15 protein-coding genes are annotated in these 16,283 nt (G+C 61.2%); all 15 read right to left on the bottom strand.

Features of this window, described 5'->3' with window-relative positions; all coding sequences use genetic code 11:
- Positions 1 to 106: 106 nt before the first annotated feature.
- The gene (gene der / locus G7047_RS02155; protein WP_166300298.1) at positions 107 to 1,441 is read right to left on the bottom strand and encodes a ribosome biogenesis GTPase Der; all 1,335 of its coding nucleotides are present in this window, start codon (positions 1,439 to 1,441) and stop codon (positions 107 to 109) included.
- A gap of 14 nt (positions 1,442 to 1,455) precedes the next feature.
- Positions 1,456 to 2,598 carry an outer membrane protein assembly factor BamB gene (gene bamB, locus G7047_RS02150; protein WP_166300296.1) on the bottom strand — a complete coding sequence of 381 codons (1,143 nt, stop codon included), beginning with the start codon at positions 2,596 to 2,598 and terminating at the stop codon, positions 1,456 to 1,458.
- Between the two features lie 2 nt (positions 2,599 to 2,600).
- On the bottom strand, positions 2,601 to 3,278 hold the full coding sequence (locus G7047_RS02145) for a tetratricopeptide repeat protein (protein ID WP_166300294.1): 678 nt from the start codon (positions 3,276 to 3,278) through the stop codon (positions 2,601 to 2,603).
- A gap of 36 nt (positions 3,279 to 3,314) precedes the next feature.
- Positions 3,315 to 4,580, bottom strand: a complete 1,266-nt coding sequence (gene hisS, locus G7047_RS02140) for a histidine--tRNA ligase (RefSeq protein ID WP_240939343.1) — start codon at positions 4,578 to 4,580, stop codon at positions 3,315 to 3,317.
- A 191-nt stretch (positions 4,581 to 4,771) separates the two neighbouring features.
- Positions 4,772 to 6,043, bottom strand: coding sequence for a flavodoxin-dependent (E)-4-hydroxy-3-methylbut-2-enyl-diphosphate synthase (ispG, locus tag G7047_RS02135; RefSeq protein ID WP_166300290.1), 1,272 nt, complete (start codon positions 6,041 to 6,043; stop codon positions 4,772 to 4,774).
- Positions 6,044 to 6,045: 2 nt separating this feature from the next.
- Entirely contained in the window at positions 6,046 to 6,990 is a 945-nt protein-coding gene (locus G7047_RS02130) for a helix-turn-helix domain-containing protein (protein WP_240939342.1), read from the bottom strand.
- Positions 6,983 to 7,810 carry a type IV pilus biogenesis/stability protein PilW gene (gene pilW / locus G7047_RS02125; RefSeq protein ID WP_166300288.1) on the bottom strand — a complete coding sequence of 276 codons (828 nt, stop codon included), beginning with the start codon at positions 7,808 to 7,810 and terminating at the stop codon, positions 6,983 to 6,985. Before pilW ends, G7047_RS02130 begins: the two co-directional genes overlap by 8 nt.
- A gap of 38 nt (positions 7,811 to 7,848) precedes the next feature.
- Complete coding sequence (gene rlmN, locus G7047_RS02120) at positions 7,849 to 8,970, bottom strand: 23S rRNA (adenine(2503)-C(2))-methyltransferase RlmN (protein WP_166300286.1); 1,122 nt, start codon at positions 8,968 to 8,970, stop codon at positions 7,849 to 7,851.
- Positions 8,971 to 9,066: 96 nt separating this feature from the next.
- On the bottom strand, positions 9,067 to 9,492 hold the full coding sequence (ndk, locus tag G7047_RS02115; RefSeq protein WP_166300284.1) for a nucleoside-diphosphate kinase: 426 nt from the start codon (positions 9,490 to 9,492) through the stop codon (positions 9,067 to 9,069).
- Positions 9,493 to 9,680: 188 nt separating this feature from the next.
- Positions 9,681 to 11,441, bottom strand: coding sequence for a pseudouridine synthase (locus tag G7047_RS02110; protein WP_166300282.1), 1,761 nt, complete (start codon positions 11,439 to 11,441; stop codon positions 9,681 to 9,683).
- Entirely contained in the window at positions 11,438 to 12,469 is a 1,032-nt protein-coding gene (gene scpB / locus G7047_RS31025; RefSeq protein ID WP_166300280.1) for an SMC-Scp complex subunit ScpB, read from the bottom strand. The genes G7047_RS02110 and scpB overlap by 4 nt, the downstream gene beginning before the upstream one ends.
- 123 nt (positions 12,470 to 12,592) lie before the next feature.
- Complete coding sequence (locus G7047_RS02100; RefSeq protein ID WP_166311816.1) at positions 12,593 to 13,639, bottom strand: RluA family pseudouridine synthase; 1,047 nt, start codon at positions 13,637 to 13,639, stop codon at positions 12,593 to 12,595.
- Between the two features lie 82 nt (positions 13,640 to 13,721).
- Positions 13,722 to 14,618 (bottom strand): peptidoglycan DD-metalloendopeptidase family protein, encoded by an 897-nt coding sequence (locus G7047_RS02095; RefSeq protein ID WP_166300278.1) that lies wholly within the window; start codon positions 14,616 to 14,618, stop codon positions 13,722 to 13,724.
- Between the two features lie 12 nt (positions 14,619 to 14,630).
- On the bottom strand, positions 14,631 to 15,428 hold the full coding sequence (locus G7047_RS02090; protein WP_166300276.1) for a protein-L-isoaspartate(D-aspartate) O-methyltransferase: 798 nt from the start codon (positions 15,426 to 15,428) through the stop codon (positions 14,631 to 14,633).
- Positions 15,425 to 16,192, bottom strand: a complete 768-nt coding sequence (gene surE, locus G7047_RS02085) for a 5'/3'-nucleotidase SurE (RefSeq protein ID WP_166300274.1) — start codon at positions 16,190 to 16,192, stop codon at positions 15,425 to 15,427. Before surE ends, G7047_RS02090 begins: the two co-directional genes overlap by 4 nt.
- Positions 16,193 to 16,283: the final 91 nt, after the last annotated feature.

Below are 16,283 nucleotides of genomic sequence, written 5' to 3'. Positions count from 1 at the left end.
CCGTGTTCTCAGAGCGTTGTTGTAAACCGACACCTTACCACAGCGTCCCAGCCCCACACTAGGCAAGGGCTTGAACGGTTGTTGTTTTGGTGCTAGTGCCTAAAAATTATTTGTCGGCGTAGGGATTATGTGAGGTCTTCATCTCGATTCGCAAGGGTGTGCCCACGAGATTGAATTCCTTACGGAAGCGGGTTTCCAAAAACCGCTTGTACGCATCCGTCACGTGCTCCAGCGAATTGCCATGAATCACGATCACTGGCGGGTTCATGCCACCCTGATGCGCATACCGCATTTTGGGACGGTACATGCCCGACTTCTTGGGCGTCTGGAACTGAACAGCCTCCAGCAGCAGGCGCGTGAGCACCGGCGTCGGCATCTTGCAGGTGGCCGCCTTGTAGGCTTGCAGAATCGACGTCCACAGCGGACCGATGCCTTGGCGCTTGATGGCCGAGATGAAATGCATCGGCGCAAACTTCAGGAACGACAGACGCGTTTCGATCGACCGCTCCAGCAACTGACGCTGGTAGTCATCGATCGCATCCCACTTGTTCACGGCGATCACCACCGAGCGCCCGCTCTCCAGAATGTAGCCAGCGATATGAGCGTCCTGATCCGTCACGCCCTGCGTGGCATCGATCAACAGCAGCACCACATGGGCCGATTCCACTGCCTGCAGTGTCTTGACCACCGAGAACTTCTCGATCGCCTCGAACACCTTGCCCTTGCGGCGCAGGCCCGCCGTATCGATCAACTCAAACCGCTGACCCAAGCGCTCAAATGGCACCGAGATCGCATCTCGCGTCGTACCCGGCATGTCGAACGCAACGAGACGCTCCTCACCGAGCCATGTGTTGATCAGCGTGGACTTGCCCACATTCGGACGACCGGCGACCGCCAGACGGATGACGCCCTTATCGGCATCATCCTCGTCCTCGCCCGGCTCCGGAAGATTGAGTTGCGCGAGTGCCAGTTCGACCAAGGGGCGAACGCCCTGCCCGTGCGCTGCGGAAATCGGATAGACCTCGCCCAGACCGAGCTCATAGAACTCGGACATGTGCATGCTGTCCTTCAAGCCCTCCGCCTTGTTGCCCACCAGCAAAGCGGGCTTGCCAAGGCGGCGCAGATATTTGCCAATTTCGTGGTCCTGGGCCGAGAGACCGGCACGCGCGTCCACCACGAAAATGACGACGTCAGCCTCTGCAACCGCCTGCTGCGTCTGCTTGGCCATTTCCTTGAAGATGCCACTGGAGGCATCAGGCTCAAAGCCACCAGTGTCGATCACGATGTACTCGTACTTGCCCTGGCGGCCATTCCCGTAATGCCGGTCACGCGTCAATCCGGCAAAGTCGGCAACGATGGCGTCGCGCGACTTCGTCATTCGATTGAACAAGGTGGACTTGCCCACATTGGGGCGTCCGACCAAAGCTATAACTGGCTTCATGTTGTATTGGTTGTTTATTCAGGCCTGAAGCCGTAGATTCCACCGTCGTGGGTAACCACGACGAGCGTGCCAGCCGCAGCCACAGGGGCAGCGGCGACACCAGATTTGTCTGTCGAAAGACGGTTGAGCGGCGCGGCATCTTCACGTGCAAGCATGTGCACCTCACCCGTCGAGTCACCGATCACCACAGAACGGCCCAACACCAGCGGTGCCGTCAGCTGACGATAGCGCAGACGATTGCTGCTCCAGACCTTCGCGCCATCTGTCCGCTTCCATGCGATGACCGTGCCATTGCTTTCGACACCGTAGACGGCATTTTCGTCACCATCAATACCATCGCTGCCCGCAGCGGATTGCGTCCAGACCACGGCGCCGCGCTCCACGTCGATGCAGCCCACGGATGTCTGGAAGGCGCGTGCGCAGATGTTGTTGCCGATGCGGCTGGTTCGGCCTGCGATCTCCACCAGACGCTCGACGTCATTCGTGCCGCGTGGACTGGCCAGCGGGGCTTCCCAGCGAATCGAACCGTTGTCGGGGTTAAAGCCCACGAGGCGCCCGGCCAGACCGGTAACCAGTGTATTGCCCACCGGCATCAACACGCCCTGCTGACGCAGCACCAACGCCTCACCAGGACGCTGCTGCACCCACAGACGCTGACCCGAAGCCGCATCATAGGCATAGACCGAGCGGTCCGCCGCCAAGACGAAGATGCGATCACCCGCGACCAGCGGAGCGGTAAACACCTGAATCGGCAGTTGCTTGCGCCAGATCTCGCGACCGCCCTCTATGGCAATCAGCTCGTTGCTCTTGCTGACGACAGTGCTCCAGCGCCCATCGCTGCCCACACCGGCCGACAGCGGCGTACCCAGACTCACGCGCCAAGCGACCGCGCCCGAGCGGGCGTTGAGCGAAAGCACCTCGCCCGCATCCGACGCGACGGTGACCGTCTCGCCAATGACGCGCGGCTCGAGAACCATGCCCTCGACCTTGCCCATGCTGGCCTTCCAAGCCTGCAAAACCGAAATTACCGGCACATTGGGGCCGAGGTCGGCAGGCTTGGGGGCTGCCTTGCTGAACAGCGAGCACCCACTCAGCGCCAGAGCGCTGGCCAAGACACCGATTGTGAAGACGCTGCGCGACTTGCTAGAGAAACTCATTTTCACTGACTACTCCCAGTTGTTTGCGCCGCGGCAACCTGCACCTTCGCGCCCAGCGAATTGAGCTTGGCCTCGATCACGCGGCGATAGCTGGAGCGTGAATCGAGTTTGGCATGGGCCTCTTGATATGCCGCAACCGCCGACTTGGCATCGCCGCTCAGCGCCAGCGCATCACCCTTGCGGTCAGCGAAGGAGGCTGCGAATTCGGGAGGGATGTTGCCTTCGAGCTGCTTCAAAGCTTCAGGATACGCCTTCTGCTCAATCAGCAAAGAAGCAAGACGCAGACGGGCCAGCGATTTCTGGCCTTCGAACTTGGCGTCCTTGGCCACCCATTCGAGCGCAGCCTTGGCGCCGTCGATGTTCTTGGCCTCGACCATCACCTTGGCAGCAGTCAGACCCGCCTGCGCGGCCTGCGCCGTGCTCGGGTAACGCGACTTCATGTCGTCGAAGGCGCGCTGCACGCGCTGCGCGTCGTTGGCCTCGGCAGCCGAGTCCACTTCGTCGAACATGACGGCGGCCTGCATGCCCTGGCGGTTCTGCCAGTACTGGTAGCCGTTCCATGACGCAAAGCCACCGCAGACCACCACCACCACGGCAGTGATCAGCGTGCCCCACTGTTTCCAGTAGTGCTTGAGCTGGTCTATCTGTTCCTGTTCTTCGAGGTCAAAATGATTGGCCATGATGATGTGTTCCGCTGCTTGTGCTTGAAATACTGGTTAACCGGTGATCTGAAGAGTCGCCGCCCACTGCGCTGTCGTGGCGAGCGGCTGCTCGGTCTGTTGTCCATCGCCATCACGCAGCGACTTGACGGTGACTGCGCCGCGCGCCATTTCGTCCGAGCCAAAGATCAGTGCAAAGCGTGCGCCACTGGCGTCCGCCTTCTTGAACTGCGACTTCATGCTGCCCATGCCCTCGCCCGCCGTGGTCGGCGTGTGCATCTGCACGCTCACGCCTGCCACGCGCAGAGCCTGCAGCACCGCCATCACGGCCGGTAGACTACCCGCATCAGGAACGATGGCATAGACATCGGAGACAAGCGCGGGAACGGTCTGCTCCTGCTCCTTGAGCAGTTCCAGCACGCGCTCCACGCCCAGCGCCCAGCCCACGGCCGGAGCGGGCTTGCCGCCGATCTGCTCGATCAGGTAGTCGTAGCGACCACCGCCGCAGATCGTACCCTGCGAGCCGAGCTGCGTCGTGATGAACTCGAACACGGTGAGGTTGTAGTAGTCCATGCCGCGCACCAGACGCGGGTTCAGGGTCCACTTCACGCCGTTGGCGTCCAGAATCGATTTGACGGTGTCGAAATGCTTGAGCGATGCCTCGCCAAGGAAATCGAACAGACGCGGTGCGGCATTCACCATGTCCTGCATCGCCGGATTCTTGGTGTCCAGAATGCGCAGCGGGTTGCTGTAGAGGCGGCGACGCGAGTCTTCGTCGAGCTGGTCGACGTTCTTCTCGAGATATTCGATCAGAGCAGAACGATGCGCCTTGCGCTCGTCAGGTTGGCCAAGGCTGTTGAGCTGCAGCTCCACGTTCTGAAGACCGATTTCCTGCCACAGGCTGTGGGCGAGCAGAATCAGCTCGGCATCCACTTCCGCGCCGGGAAAGCCCAGCGCCTCCGCACCAATCTGATGGAACTGGCGATAGCGACCACGTTGCGGCTTCTCATGGCGGAACATCGGGCCCATGTAGTACAGGCGCTTGCCACCTTCATACAACATGGTGTGCTCGACCACTGCGCGCACCACGCCGGCGGTCGCCTCGGGACGCAACGTAAGTTGCTCGCCGTTGAGCTTGTCCTCGAACGAGTACATCTCCTTCTCGACGATGTCGGTCACCTCGCCCAGACCGCGCACGAACAACGCGGTCGGCTCGACGATGGGCGTGCGCATGTTGCGGTACGCAAAGCGCGCCATCAGGTTGCGGACCTTGTCTTCCAGCCACTCCCACTTCGCAGATTCGGGAGGGAGAATGTCGTTCATTCCCTTGACGGCCACCAATTTCTGAGTCTTGCTCAACTGAAATACCTTTGTTGTCTTAAGCACGTGCAACCGGGTTGCCGCGCCTTGTTCATTCTGTGAAAAAGAGAGATTCTCGCCTGAATGCGAAAGGGCACTCCGAAAGCAGTGCCCGATCGCGTCAATCCGATGCTCGTTTCTCTGCTCCCGCGCCCTCAGACCACCGGATTGGCGCCGCCGAAACGTTTGGCGATATAGCCTTCCACCACCTGCTGGAATTCCTGGGCGATACCCTCTCCACGCAGCGTCATCGCCTTTTCACCGTCAATGAACACCGGCGCGGCAGGCGCCTCGCCCGTGCCCGGCAGGCTGATGCCGATGTCAGCATGCTTGCTCTCGCCGGGGCCGTTGACGATGCAGCCCATGACGGCCACTTTCATTTTTTCCACACCGGGATAGCGACCACGCCAGACCGGCATCTGCAGACGCAGAAAATCGTCGATTTGCTTGGCCAGTTCCTGGAACGTCGTGCTGGTCGTGCGACCGCAACCCGGGCAGGCCGTGACGCTCGGCACGAACATGCGCAAACCCAGTGACTGCAGAATTTCGGAAGCGACCACCACCTCCTGCGTGCGCGCCTCACCCGGCTGGGGCGTGAGCGATACGCGGATGGTGTCGCCAATGCCCTCTTGCAGCAGCACCGACAGCGCAGCGGTCGACCCGACGATGCCCTTGGTGCCCATGCCGGCCTCGGTCAGACCCAGATGCAATGCATAGTCGCAGCGCTTCGAAAGCGCGCGATAGACCGCAATCAGATCCTGCACGCCGCTGACCTTGCACGACAGAATGATCTGGTCGCCATTCAGGCCCATCTCTTGCGCGCGCTTGGCGGAGTCGACGGCTGACGTGATCAGCGCCTCGTACATCACCTGCTTGATATCCCAAGGCTGCGCACGGCGGCTGTTCACATCCATCAGGGTGGCCAGCAGCTCCTGATCGAGACTGCCCCAGTTCACACCAATGCGCACGGCCTTGTCGTACTGGATGGCGGCTTCGATCATCTGACCGAACTGCCTGTCGCGCTTGTCGCCCTTGCCTACGTTACCGGGGTTGATGCGGTACTTGGACAGCGCCTTGGCGCAATCCGGAAATTCGGTAAGCAGGCGGTGGCCGTTGTAGTGGAAGTCGCCCACCAGCGGCACGTTCTCGCCCATGCGATCAAGCTGCTCACGGATGTAGGGCACGGCCGCAGCCGCTTCCGGCGTGTTGACGGTGATGCGCACCATCTCCGAGCCCGCACGCGCGAGTTCCTTGACCTGAATCGCGGTACCCACCGCATCCACGGTATCGGTGTTGGTCATGGACTGCACGCGCACCGGCGCGTCACCACCCACCGTGACTACACGGTCACCCCACACCACCCTGGCCTGCCGCGATCGACGGGCCGCGGGGGCCGACATCGCAACAGGTTGATCCGAAAGGGACATTTTTACTTCACCTCAAAACGCGCGACCGAGCCGCGCGGGTAATTACTCATCGACATTGGCTGACCGCGCACGATGACGTCCGTGGCGTCCGGACGGCCTACAGTCACATTGAACGGAGGCGCACCTGTCGGCACAACGGTCTCACCAGCCATCAGTTCACGCTGCAGCACCACGCCATTCACAGCGCTCACGATCTTGACCCACGAAGCTTCCCGCGCCTTGATTTCCAGAACTCTGGATGCATCTCCAGCGACCGCAGCACTTGCCACCGCCATCACAGCAGGAGCAGCAGGTGCCGGGATAGCCACTGGAGCGGGCGTGGCGGGGGTGGGCATGGGTGTGGGTGCCGGGCTAGCCACGGTCACCGTTTCGCTCGCCACGGACTCAGCCACTGCAGCAGCCTCACGCGGCTCATTCGTAGCTGCGTCGCCGGAGGATTCTGGTGTCGATGCACTGCTCTGGCCTTCCGCGCCAGAGGATGAATCCTTGTGCGGAAAGAATGCCACCGCCAGTGCACCGACCAGCAGCACGACCACGGCAGCGCCGATCCAGCGCGACTTGTTGGGACGCTCCAGCGAGCTTTCCATCTTGAAGCGGCCGGTCGGATCCTTGAACGATGCGTTCAGTCCGCGGGTCACATTGAGCGCCTGCGGAGCTCCGGATGGCAGCAGTGCCAGCACCGGCGCAGGTTCGATCTTCAACGTGCGGCACACGCTGGCGGCCAGCGCGCGCATGAAAACGTTGTCGGGAAACTCGTCATAGCGGCCCGTTTCCAGCGCGTCGATCTTGCTGACCGGCACCTTCAACGCCACGGCAAGCGCTGCAATATGCACCCCTGCTGACTCGCGTGCATCACGCAGAATTTCTCCTGCCGAGACTCCCGCGTACTGAGCTTGGTTCATGTCGTCTTCAGGCACTGCGGCACCCATGCCCTGCTGCTCACTCATTGAAAGCCCCTCTCTCGTAGGCCAGCATTTGTTTGGAATCCGGGAAACGTTTGCGAAGCTGGTCGGCGAGTTGGCGCGCAGCCACGGGATCGCCTAACCCACGCTCGACCTTGATGCCCAGCCACAGAGACTCTGCGGTGGAGAAATTGCCGTTGTTCACGCGGCGCACATAGAACTGTGCACGTTTGAGGTCACCCTTGTCGAACTTCAGTTTCGCCACTTCGTAGCCAAGAATCGGGTTGCCCGCATCGAGTTCATAGGCGCGCGTGAGGATCGGTTCAGCCTGATCCGGTTTGCCCGCCCGAACCAGACAGATGCCCTTGGACATCTGCGTCTTGTTGCGAGACTGATAGGAGGGCATCGCGAGCGCCTGATCGAACAAGGCCTCGGCCTTCGCAAACTGCTGCTTTTCGCACAGTAGCCAGCCAAGGTTGTGCATGATGTCCGGATCGTTCGGGCGCATGCTCTGCGCGCGATTGAGGCTGTCTTCGGCCTGATTCAGGTCATTCAGCTGCATGTAGATCAGACCACGCAGATGGTAGGCATCGACAAACGAGGAATCGAGATTGATCGCCTGACGGACCTCGTCGAGCGCCACCGTCGGTTGCCCGCCCTGTAGATAGTTGACGGCGAGCTCGAGACGTATACGGGCACGGCGGCGTACATCGGTATCAACGGAATTGGCCATCTGACTGCTATCGACTTCACTCGTGGAGGTCGTGCTCACGCAGCCACTGAGGCCCATGGTGGCGACAAACACCGTAGCTGCAGTACATCCCACCAGCCCCGCTCGCCGCCATTCCAAGCCCCAACCGTTCATACTGATCCCCTTGTATTGTTCACGCCGCAGGCCGGATCTCAGGAGATCGGCTTGAGCTCGATGGTCCGGAGCTTGGCCATGCGCTGCTCCACCTTCGTACGATCCCGGACATCGCCTGCCAGCTGACCACAGGCGGCATCGATGTCATCACCACGGGTTTTTCGCACCGTTGTAACGATACCCGCATCGGACAACATTTTTGCAAACGTCGTCACCTGAGCCGCACTGGAGCGCTTGAGCCCAGAGGCGGGAAATGGGTTGAAGGGTATCAGGTTGAACTTGCAGGAGACATTGTCTGCCCCCTGACCGCGCACCAGTTCTATCAGCTGATTTGCATGTTCCGCCTGATCGTTCACGCCGTCGAGCATGCAATACTCAAATGTGATGAAGTCACGCGGTGCGTGCTCGAGATAACGGTTGCAAGTCTGCAACAGTTCCTTGAGTGGATATTTGCGGTTCAGCGGCACAAGGTTGTCGCGCAGCTCGTCATTGGGCGCGTGCAGCGAGACGGCGAGCGCCACCGGGCAATCCAGTGCCAGTTTGTCCATGAAGGGCACGACGCCCGAAGTGGACACCGTCACCCGACGGCGCGACATGCCATAACCGTGGTCATCCAGCATGGCGCGCAATGCGGGCACCAACGCCGAATAGTTCTGCAGCGGCTCACCCATCCCCATCATCACCACATTGGAGATGACGCGTTCATCGGTATTGAAGCGCTTGCGCAGGAAATGCTCGGCGTACCAGAGCTGGGACATGATTTCGCCGGTCGTCAGATTGCGGCTGAAGCCCTGATGCCCCGTCGAGCAAAAGCGGCAACCGACCGCGCAACCGGCCTGCGAGGAGACACACAGCGTGCCACGGTCATCCTCGGGAATGAAAACGGTTTCGACCGCATTGCCATCGCCTACGTCGAACAGCCACTTGATCGTGCCGTCGGTGGAGATGTGTTCGGTCACCACGGGCAAGGCCGTGACATGCGCGATACCGCGCAATTTTTCACGCAACGACTTGGCCAGATCGCTCATCTGGTCAAAATCGCTCGCACCACGCTGGTGAATCCAGCGAAACAGCTGCGTGGCGCGGAAACGCTTCTCCCCCAGACCTTCGCAGTAAGCGGTGAGGCCGTTCAAGTCAAAGTCAAGAAGATTCGTGGTCATAACGCAAACCAGTCCATGTCCACGCGGGAGAGAAGAGTTTCAAAAAATCCAGCTTGCACGAGAGTGAGACTACCCCAATCCCGCGCAGTTCCCGAATCAACGAGCGTAGATGTTCATGCCCGGGAAGAAGAAAGCCACTTCGGCAGCCGCTGTTTCAGCAGCGTCGGAGCCGTGCACGGCGTTGGCGTCGATGCTGTCAGCGAAGTCAGCGCGGATCGTGCCGGGAGCTGCCTTCTTAGGATCGGTGGCACCCATCAGTTCGCGGTTCTTCAGGATGGCGTTTTCGCCTTCCAGAGCTTGGATCATCACAGGACCGGAGATCATGAAGTCCACCAGATCCTTGAAGAAAGGACGCTCTTTGTGAACGCCGTAGAACTGCTCGGCTTCCAGACGCGACAGGTGAGCCATGCGAGCGGCCACGACCTTCAGGCCGGCAGCTTCGAAGCGTGCGTAGATTTGACCGACCACGTTCTTCGCAACTGCGTCGGGCTTGATGATGGAGAGGGTACGTTCGATAGCCATTTAATGGTTTCCTGTTGAAGTGTGGACTTTTTTGCCCGAAGAGCAAAACCGGGTATTTTAGCTTTTCGCCAAAACCTTGGCGAAGGCCTTTTTGCAATGGGTGAAATGCGACGCCTCCGAAGAGACGCAAAACGCATGCAAAAAGGACGCGAAATCTTCGCGCCCCTGCATTTCACCGTCATGAAAACTTAACGATCGCGACGGCGCGGACCGTTGTTACGCTGCTGCTGGCGCTGACGCGAGAAGCTGTCGCTGCCGATGTAGCCGACCGACGTCTTCATCGGATCGGGCTGCGAAGAACCGCCACCGGACTTGCCGCCGCGACCACGATTGCTCTGCTTGCGATCACCGGTGGAGGCACGGTCCTGAGCGAAATAACTACCCCCTTCGCGCTGTCCGCCCTGACCGTCGCCTTGGTTTTGGCGATTGCCACCACGGCCACCATTGCCGAGCGGACTGCGCAAACCGCCGCCGCCACGGCGGTTATTGCCACCGCGGCCCTGCCCTTGGCCTTGGCCCTGCGCACCACCACGTGTGTCGGCATTGCCACCCGTGCGGTTATCCATCACCTCATCGGCACCGGCCGCCGCGACCAAGGCGCGGATGTCGCGCTCATCGAGCTCCATCCAGGCACCGCGCTTCAAGCCGCGAGGCAGCATCATCGCGCCGTAGCGGATGCGGATCAGTCGGCTCACAGCATGTCCAACGGCTTCCAGCATCCGACGCACTTCGCGGTTGCGCCCCTCGGAAATGGTGACGCGATACCACTGGTTCGCTCCTTCGCCGCCGCCATCCTCGATGGAGCCGAACGAGGCCATGCCGTCCTCGAGCTGCACGCCTTCGCGCAGGCGGTCCTTTTCTTCGTTGCTCAGCGCGCCGAGCACGCGCACAGCGTATTCACGCTCCAAGCCGAAACGGGGGTGCATCAACTTGTTGGCCAGTTCGCCAGAGCTGGTGAACAGCAGCAGACCTTCGGTATTCAAGTCCAGACGACCGACTGACTGCCATTTGCCCTGTACAAGACGGGGCAACTTTCGGAAAACTGTTGGGCGATTCTGAGGATCGTCGTGCGTAACCACCTCGCCCACAGGCTTGTGATACGCCAACACACGCATCGGCGGCGGTGCGATGCGATAGCGGATCGGCTTGCCGTTGATCTTGATCTGGTCTCCGAACTGCACGCGCTGGCCCACGTGGGCCGGCTCGTTGTTCACGGAAATACGCCCCTCAAGGATCAACTGCTCCATCTCCAGACGCGAGCCCAACCCCACCTGCGCGAGCACCTTGTGCAGTTTGGGCGTTTCGGCCTGCGGCGGCAGCACGCGCTTGGTCGGAGCAACGGTCTCGTCCTCCTCGTCGCGGTCCATCTGCCCCGACACCACGTCGGCAAACTGGTAGCCATCTTCGGCCCCGCCAACAGCCTGCGAAGGACGGCGGCCGTCACGGCGCTCACCGCCACGGTCATTGCGTTCACCGCGATTGTCATTGCGCTGGCGACCGCGATCGTTGCCGCGCTGATTGCGATTGCGGCGCTCGCCGTCAAGTGGCGAAGCCTGCTGCTCTTCGGATTCACCGGCTTCGACTGGAGATACATCAGCGATCAATCCAGCGGGCACAGACTCTGCTTCCATGACAGGGGCGGTCACCTGCGGCGGCTTCTCGGCCTTGTCTATCACCGTGTCAACATCTGCCGCAGATGGCTTAGCAGCCACTTGCACATCCGCCTCCACCTCAGCCGCCTTGGGCTTTCGTGGAGCGCGCTTGCGCTTGGGCTTTTCTTCCCCGTCGACGGACTCCGCCACAGCCTCAGTTGGAGCGGCTGTTTCGGCGATGGCAGCTTCGTCGGCCTGTGCCTTGGTCGTGCGACGGCGGCGCGGCTTTTTCTCTTCCGGCGCCGCAGTCGGCACTGGGTTCTGCTCATCGGCAGGTTGTTCTGTTGAATCGTTCATATCTTCTTTTCCGCGTCGTCGTCATCTTCGCCGGAACGAGGAGGCTCTTGCAGCTCCTGCCCGGTCGACTCCTGCGCAACGCTTTCGCCCGAAGGCGGTTGTGTTGGGGGTACTTGCGTATCCGTCGTCGTATCTAGGTTGTCTTCTTCGGCAACAGCCGCGACGGCTTCCGTCTCGGCTTGTGCATCCTGTATTTCGCTGTACTCGTCCTGCCCGCCAGTAGGCGCTGGCAATGAACCCAGCCCCCCCTCGGCCACTTCATTCTGTTCTGCGCGCTCGGTGGACTCGTCCACTGCCTGCGCCAGATCCGACGCCTCAGCCATCACCTCGCCCATCGCGGAATCGGCAAACTCCAGAGGCAATTCGCCCTCCGGAGTGAGCGGACTCAGTACGCCGTCCACCGCCTCTGGTGTCGACTCCGCAACCTCGCCTTCAGCGCCCGTGTCCAGCAGATTGCCTTGAAGCGCGTCTTCCTGCGCCTCTGTGCCCAGCGCGTCAAGCATGGCAGTCTGCGTGGCCGTGCTCTCCAGCACCGGGAGTTGGTCGAGCGACTGCAATCCGAGATCATCCAGAAACTGCCGTGTCGTGGCGAACAGCGAGGGACGACCCACTGTTTCGCGGTGACCAATCACCTCCACCCAACCGCGATCCTCCAACTGCTTGATGATCAGGCTGTTCACCGTCACACCGCGTATGTCTTCAATGTCACCCCGGGTGACCGGTTGACGATATGCAATGATCGCCAAAGTCTCCAGCGTTGCGCGTGTATATCGCGGCGGTTTCTCAGGGTGCAGCCGATCAAGATACTCACGCATCTCGGGTCGGCTCTGAAAGCGCCAGCCAGTGGCCACAGGCACCAGCTCCACTCCGCGTTGTGCCCAATCGAGTTGTAGATCAGTCAGCAGGCCCTTGATGGTGTCGGCGCCCAGCACATCGTCAAACAGCACGCGCAATTCACGTACGGTCACGGGCTGTTGTGCACAGATCAACGCGGTTTCAAGAACCCGTTTGGCATCCAGCGTATTCATGGTTCCGCAGTTCCGGGAAAGGAGCAGCGCCAAGAAAACCGGCAGCGGCTCGACAAGAGAGAACGCATGCGGCGCTATCTGCCGCGATAGAAAGACTTTGCTGAAATCCCGGAGGTGAATCCATCAACCGGGTGTCGACAGCATCTGCGTATTGTAACGCAGCCCCCAGAAATCAAGCGCGCCACGCATGTCTTCGGGTAGCTCGGCGTGAAAAACCAACTCCTTGCCAGTCACCGGGTGTGCAAACGCGAGCCTGAAGGCATGCAGCGCCTGCCGGTTCATCTCACCCACCGACCGTCCACCATACATCGTGTCCGCCAGCAACGGATGATGGACCGAAGCCATATGCACACGGATCTGGTGGGTACGCCCGGTGTGCAGCGTACAGCGCACGAAGCAACCCTCTTCCACGCTGTCGAGCACGGAGATGTCGGTCTGCGCGGTCTTGCCCGGATGACGATCCAGCTCGACCACGGCCATGCGCAGGCGGTTGCGTGGATCACGCCCAATGGGCGCATTCACATAGCGCTCACGCGCTCCCACCCACGGGCGGTGAGCAATCGCCAGATACTGACGGCTCACCTCGCGCGCGGCGATCATGCGCACCAGCGCGTCCATGGTCAGACGCGTGCGCGCCACCACCATCAGCCCGCTGGTGTCCTTGTCTAGTCGGTGCACGATGCCCGCGCGCGGCAGCGTGCGGGCCTGCTCGTCGCGGCCCAGCAAAGCATTGAGCAGCGTGCCACTCCAGTTGCCTGCAGCCGGATGCACGACCAGCCCCGCCGGTTTGTTCACCACCAGCAGATGCTCGTCCTCGTAAACCACGTCGATGGGCAGATCCTCGGCCTTGAACGCTTGGCTCTGCTGGGTGGGCCGCATTTCGACGCGCAGCCGGTCGCCTGCTGCGACCTTGGCCGCCGGCTTGACAGCCTGTTTGCCGTTGAGCTCAACCGCTCCGGCCACCTGCAGCTGCTGCAGATAGCTGCGCGAAAACTCGGGCACGCAATCGGTCAGCACCTTGTCCAGACGGATCTGGTGCTGCTCGCTGGACACGACAAACTCACGGACCTCGGCAGGCTCGCTCGCAGCGCCGTCCGGCTCGTTGTCGTCATCGGATTCCTGCAAAACAATCGGGCTGGCGTTTGCACCCAGCCCGTTGATTGCGTCAATGTCATTGCCCGGCTGCGCAACCTGCGTTGCGGCAGCTGCGGGCTTCTTCTTGCTTGCCAAGATCTTCGTCAGGTCTTGGGGATCAGCGCGAAGGCAGGTAGCGCGACGGATCAACCGGCTTGCCCTGACGTCGGATCTCGAAGTGCAGCTTCACGCGATCGGTGTCGGTAGAGCCCATTTCGGCGATCTTCTGGCCCTTGCGCACGTTCTGGTCTTCCTTGACCAGCAGCGTCTGGTTGTGCGCGTAGGCCGTGAGGAAGGTGTTGTTGTGCTTCAGAATGATCAGGTTGCCGTAGCCACGCAGGCCAGCACCCGCATAGACCACGCGGCCATCGGCAGCCGCCATGACCGGATCACCGGCCTTGCCGCTGATGTCGTAGCCCTTGTTGCGCGCTTCGTCGAAGCCAGCGATCAAGCCACCGCTCGCGGGCCACATGAAGTTCAGATCATCCCCCCCTGCGGCAGGCGCCGGAGTGGGGGTCGGTGCTGGAGTAGGCGCAGGAGCGGATGCAGCAGCAGAAGCGGCCGAGGCCGCCGCAGCAGCCGAGGCCGCGGCCTTCGGTGCCGTTGGAGTCGTGCTCACGGGACGGGTCTCGGTCGCTGCGGTGGTGGTCGACGGATTTTGCCCTGGCGGCACCACGCGCAACACCTGACCCACCTCGATCACATTGGCGTTCTCGAGATTGCTCCAACGTGCGACGTCCTTCCAGCTCTGACCATATTCCAAGCCGATGCGGATCAGGGTGTCACCCGGCTTGACGGTGTAATAACCAGGCTTGCCCATATTCTCGTAACCGGGAAGGGTCTTGGGATCGATGGCGGGGGTACCGCTCTGTCCGGAGCTCGACGACCCGGAGCCGACCGAGGTTCCACGGTCCTCGACGGGAGCCCTGTTCACCGAGGTACTGGTACAGCCGACCATCAGCATGGTGGCCGATGCGGCGCAGGCCCAAGCTACCAGACTACGCGATAAATTCATAACTTCATTCCTTCAGGCGACCCCCGATTTTAGGGGGACGAAATTCACGGCCTCCAAAACGGTTTGCTTGAGACCCGCGGCGGTCTTGTCCACCACGAGAAGTATCTGCTTACCATCCGGGCCAGCCATGGGGGCGACGAGGCGGCCACCCACGGCAAGTTGATCACACCATTGTTCAGGCAATTTTTCACCACCGGCCGCCGAGATGATGGCTGCGTAGGGTGCCCCCTTGGGGTAGCCCAGCATGCCGTCACCCAGAATCAGATGCACATTGGTGAGTCTGAGCGGGCGCAGGTTGTCACGAGCCTTTTCGTGCAACGCACGAAGCCGCTCAATGGTATACACCTCTTTGGCAATTCTCCCCAAAACTGCGGCCTGATAGCCACAACCGGTGCCGATTTCGAGCACCCGCCCGAGACCCTCGGACTTGACCACCGGCGCGCCCAAGAGCAATTCCGCCATGCGCGCGACGATACTCGGTTTTGAGATCGTTTGCCCCAGACCAATCGGCAAACTTGTATCTTCATATGCCTGATTGACCAACGCACTGTCAACAAATCTGTGCCGCTCGATCGCCCCCATGGCCGCGAGCACCGGAGCCGAGCCAATGCCCGAGTCGGCGAGGCGTCGCACCATGCGTTCTCGCACGGTCGACGAATCCAGCCCCACACCCGCAGGAGCCGGTGCCACCCGTGGCACGACGCGCGCCGGATTGCCCATCACCGGCTTGATGCCACCGGTCAATGCACCCGGGCTTGGGCTGGCGCTCGGCAGGCGAGCCGGGAAACCCGGTCGGCGCTGCTGGTTCATGCGGGCTCCTTGCCGGGCTGCTGCAGCGATTGCCCCCAGTAGCCCACGCGCTCGTGGTCAGTCAGATCGACCTTGAGCGGCGTCATTGACACATGTCCATGTGCAGTGGCGTAAAAGTCCGTCCCTTCCGCCTCGTCGAAGGCTGCACCCGCGCTGCCGATCCAGTACATGGTCTCGCCGCGCGGACTCTGCTGCTCAATCACGCGTTCGGCTGCATGGCGACGGCCCAAGCGGCACACGCGCATGGGCTTGAGCACCTCAAAGGGCATGTTCGGAATATTCACATTGAGCAGCCACGGCACGCCGCCCAGGTGCTTGCCTGCCTCGAGCTGCTGCACGAATTCGCGTGCCTTGGCGGCTGCAGCGTCCAGCTCGCCCCAACCCTTGTCGACCTGCGAGAAGGCAATCGCCGGGATGCCGAACAGATAGCCTTCCATGGCCGCCCCGACGGTGCCCGAGTAAATCGTGTCGTCGCCCATGTTGGCGCCGTTGTTGATGCCAGCAACGACCAGATCCGGCTTGTAACCCAGTAGCCCGGTGAGCGCAATGTGCACGCAGTCCGCAGGCGTGCCGTTCACATAGCGAAAGCCATTGGCAGCGCTGTGCACATAGAGCGGCGAATGCAAGGTCAGCGCGTTCGACTTGGCGCTGTTGTTGTGCTCGGGAGCGACAACCTCCACATCGGCAATGGTCTTGAGGGCATCGTACAAAGCCACAATGCCTGGAGCCTGATAGCCGTCGTCGTTGGAAATGAGAATCTTCATGGTCTCAAATGCTGAATACCGGATTGTAGATTGGGCAGAACGTCAGCCCATCATTGTGATACGTGTTCATGAAAGAACTCTGGTTGTTTGC

This window comes from Diaphorobacter sp. HDW4A, from assembly GCF_011305995.1.
In the GTDB taxonomy this organism is placed as follows: domain Bacteria; phylum Pseudomonadota; class Gammaproteobacteria; order Burkholderiales; family Burkholderiaceae_C; genus Diaphorobacter_A.
The sequence above is the reverse complement of the archived record's forward strand: the minus strand, read 5'-3'. Positions and strand labels throughout refer to the sequence as shown.

Coding starts and splice junctions, on each gene's coding strand:
- der (WP_166300298.1), bottom strand. CDS start 1,441: ATGAAGCCAGTTATAGCTTTGGTCGGACGCCCCAATGTGGGCAAGTCC.
- bamB (WP_166300296.1), bottom strand. CDS start 2,598: ATGAGTTTCTCTAGCAAGTCGCGCAGCGTCTTCACAATCGGTGTCTTG.
- G7047_RS02145 (WP_166300294.1), bottom strand. CDS start 3,278: ATGGCCAATCATTTTGACCTCGAAGAACAGGAACAGATAGACCAGCTC.
- hisS (WP_240939343.1), bottom strand. CDS start 4,580: ATGAACGACATTCTCCCTCCCGAATCTGCGAAGTGGGAGTGGCTGGAA.
- ispG (WP_166300290.1), bottom strand. CDS start 6,043: ATGTCCCTTTCGGATCAACCTGTTGCGATGTCGGCCCCCGCGGCCCGT.
- G7047_RS02130 (WP_240939342.1), bottom strand. CDS start 6,990: ATGAGTGAGCAGCAGGGCATGGGTGCCGCAGTGCCTGAAGACGACATG.
- pilW (WP_166300288.1), bottom strand. CDS start 7,810: ATGAACGGTTGGGGCTTGGAATGGCGGCGAGCGGGGCTGGTGGGATGT.
- rlmN (WP_166300286.1), bottom strand. CDS start 8,970: ATGACCACGAATCTTCTTGACTTTGACTTGAACGGCCTCACCGCTTAC.
- ndk (WP_166300284.1), bottom strand. CDS start 9,492: ATGGCTATCGAACGTACCCTCTCCATCATCAAGCCCGACGCAGTTGCG.
- G7047_RS02110 (WP_166300282.1), bottom strand. CDS start 11,441: ATGAACGATTCAACAGAACAACCTGCCGATGAGCAGAACCCAGTGCCG.
- scpB (WP_166300280.1), bottom strand. CDS start 12,469: ATGAATACGCTGGATGCCAAACGGGTTCTTGAAACCGCGTTGATCTGT.
- G7047_RS02095 (WP_166300278.1), bottom strand. CDS start 14,618: ATGAATTTATCGCGTAGTCTGGTAGCTTGGGCCTGCGCCGCATCGGCC.
- G7047_RS02090 (WP_166300276.1), bottom strand. CDS start 15,428: ATGAACCAGCAGCGCCGACCGGGTTTCCCGGCTCGCCTGCCGAGCGCC.
- surE (WP_166300274.1), bottom strand. CDS start 16,192: ATGAAGATTCTCATTTCCAACGACGACGGCTATCAGGCTCCAGGCATT.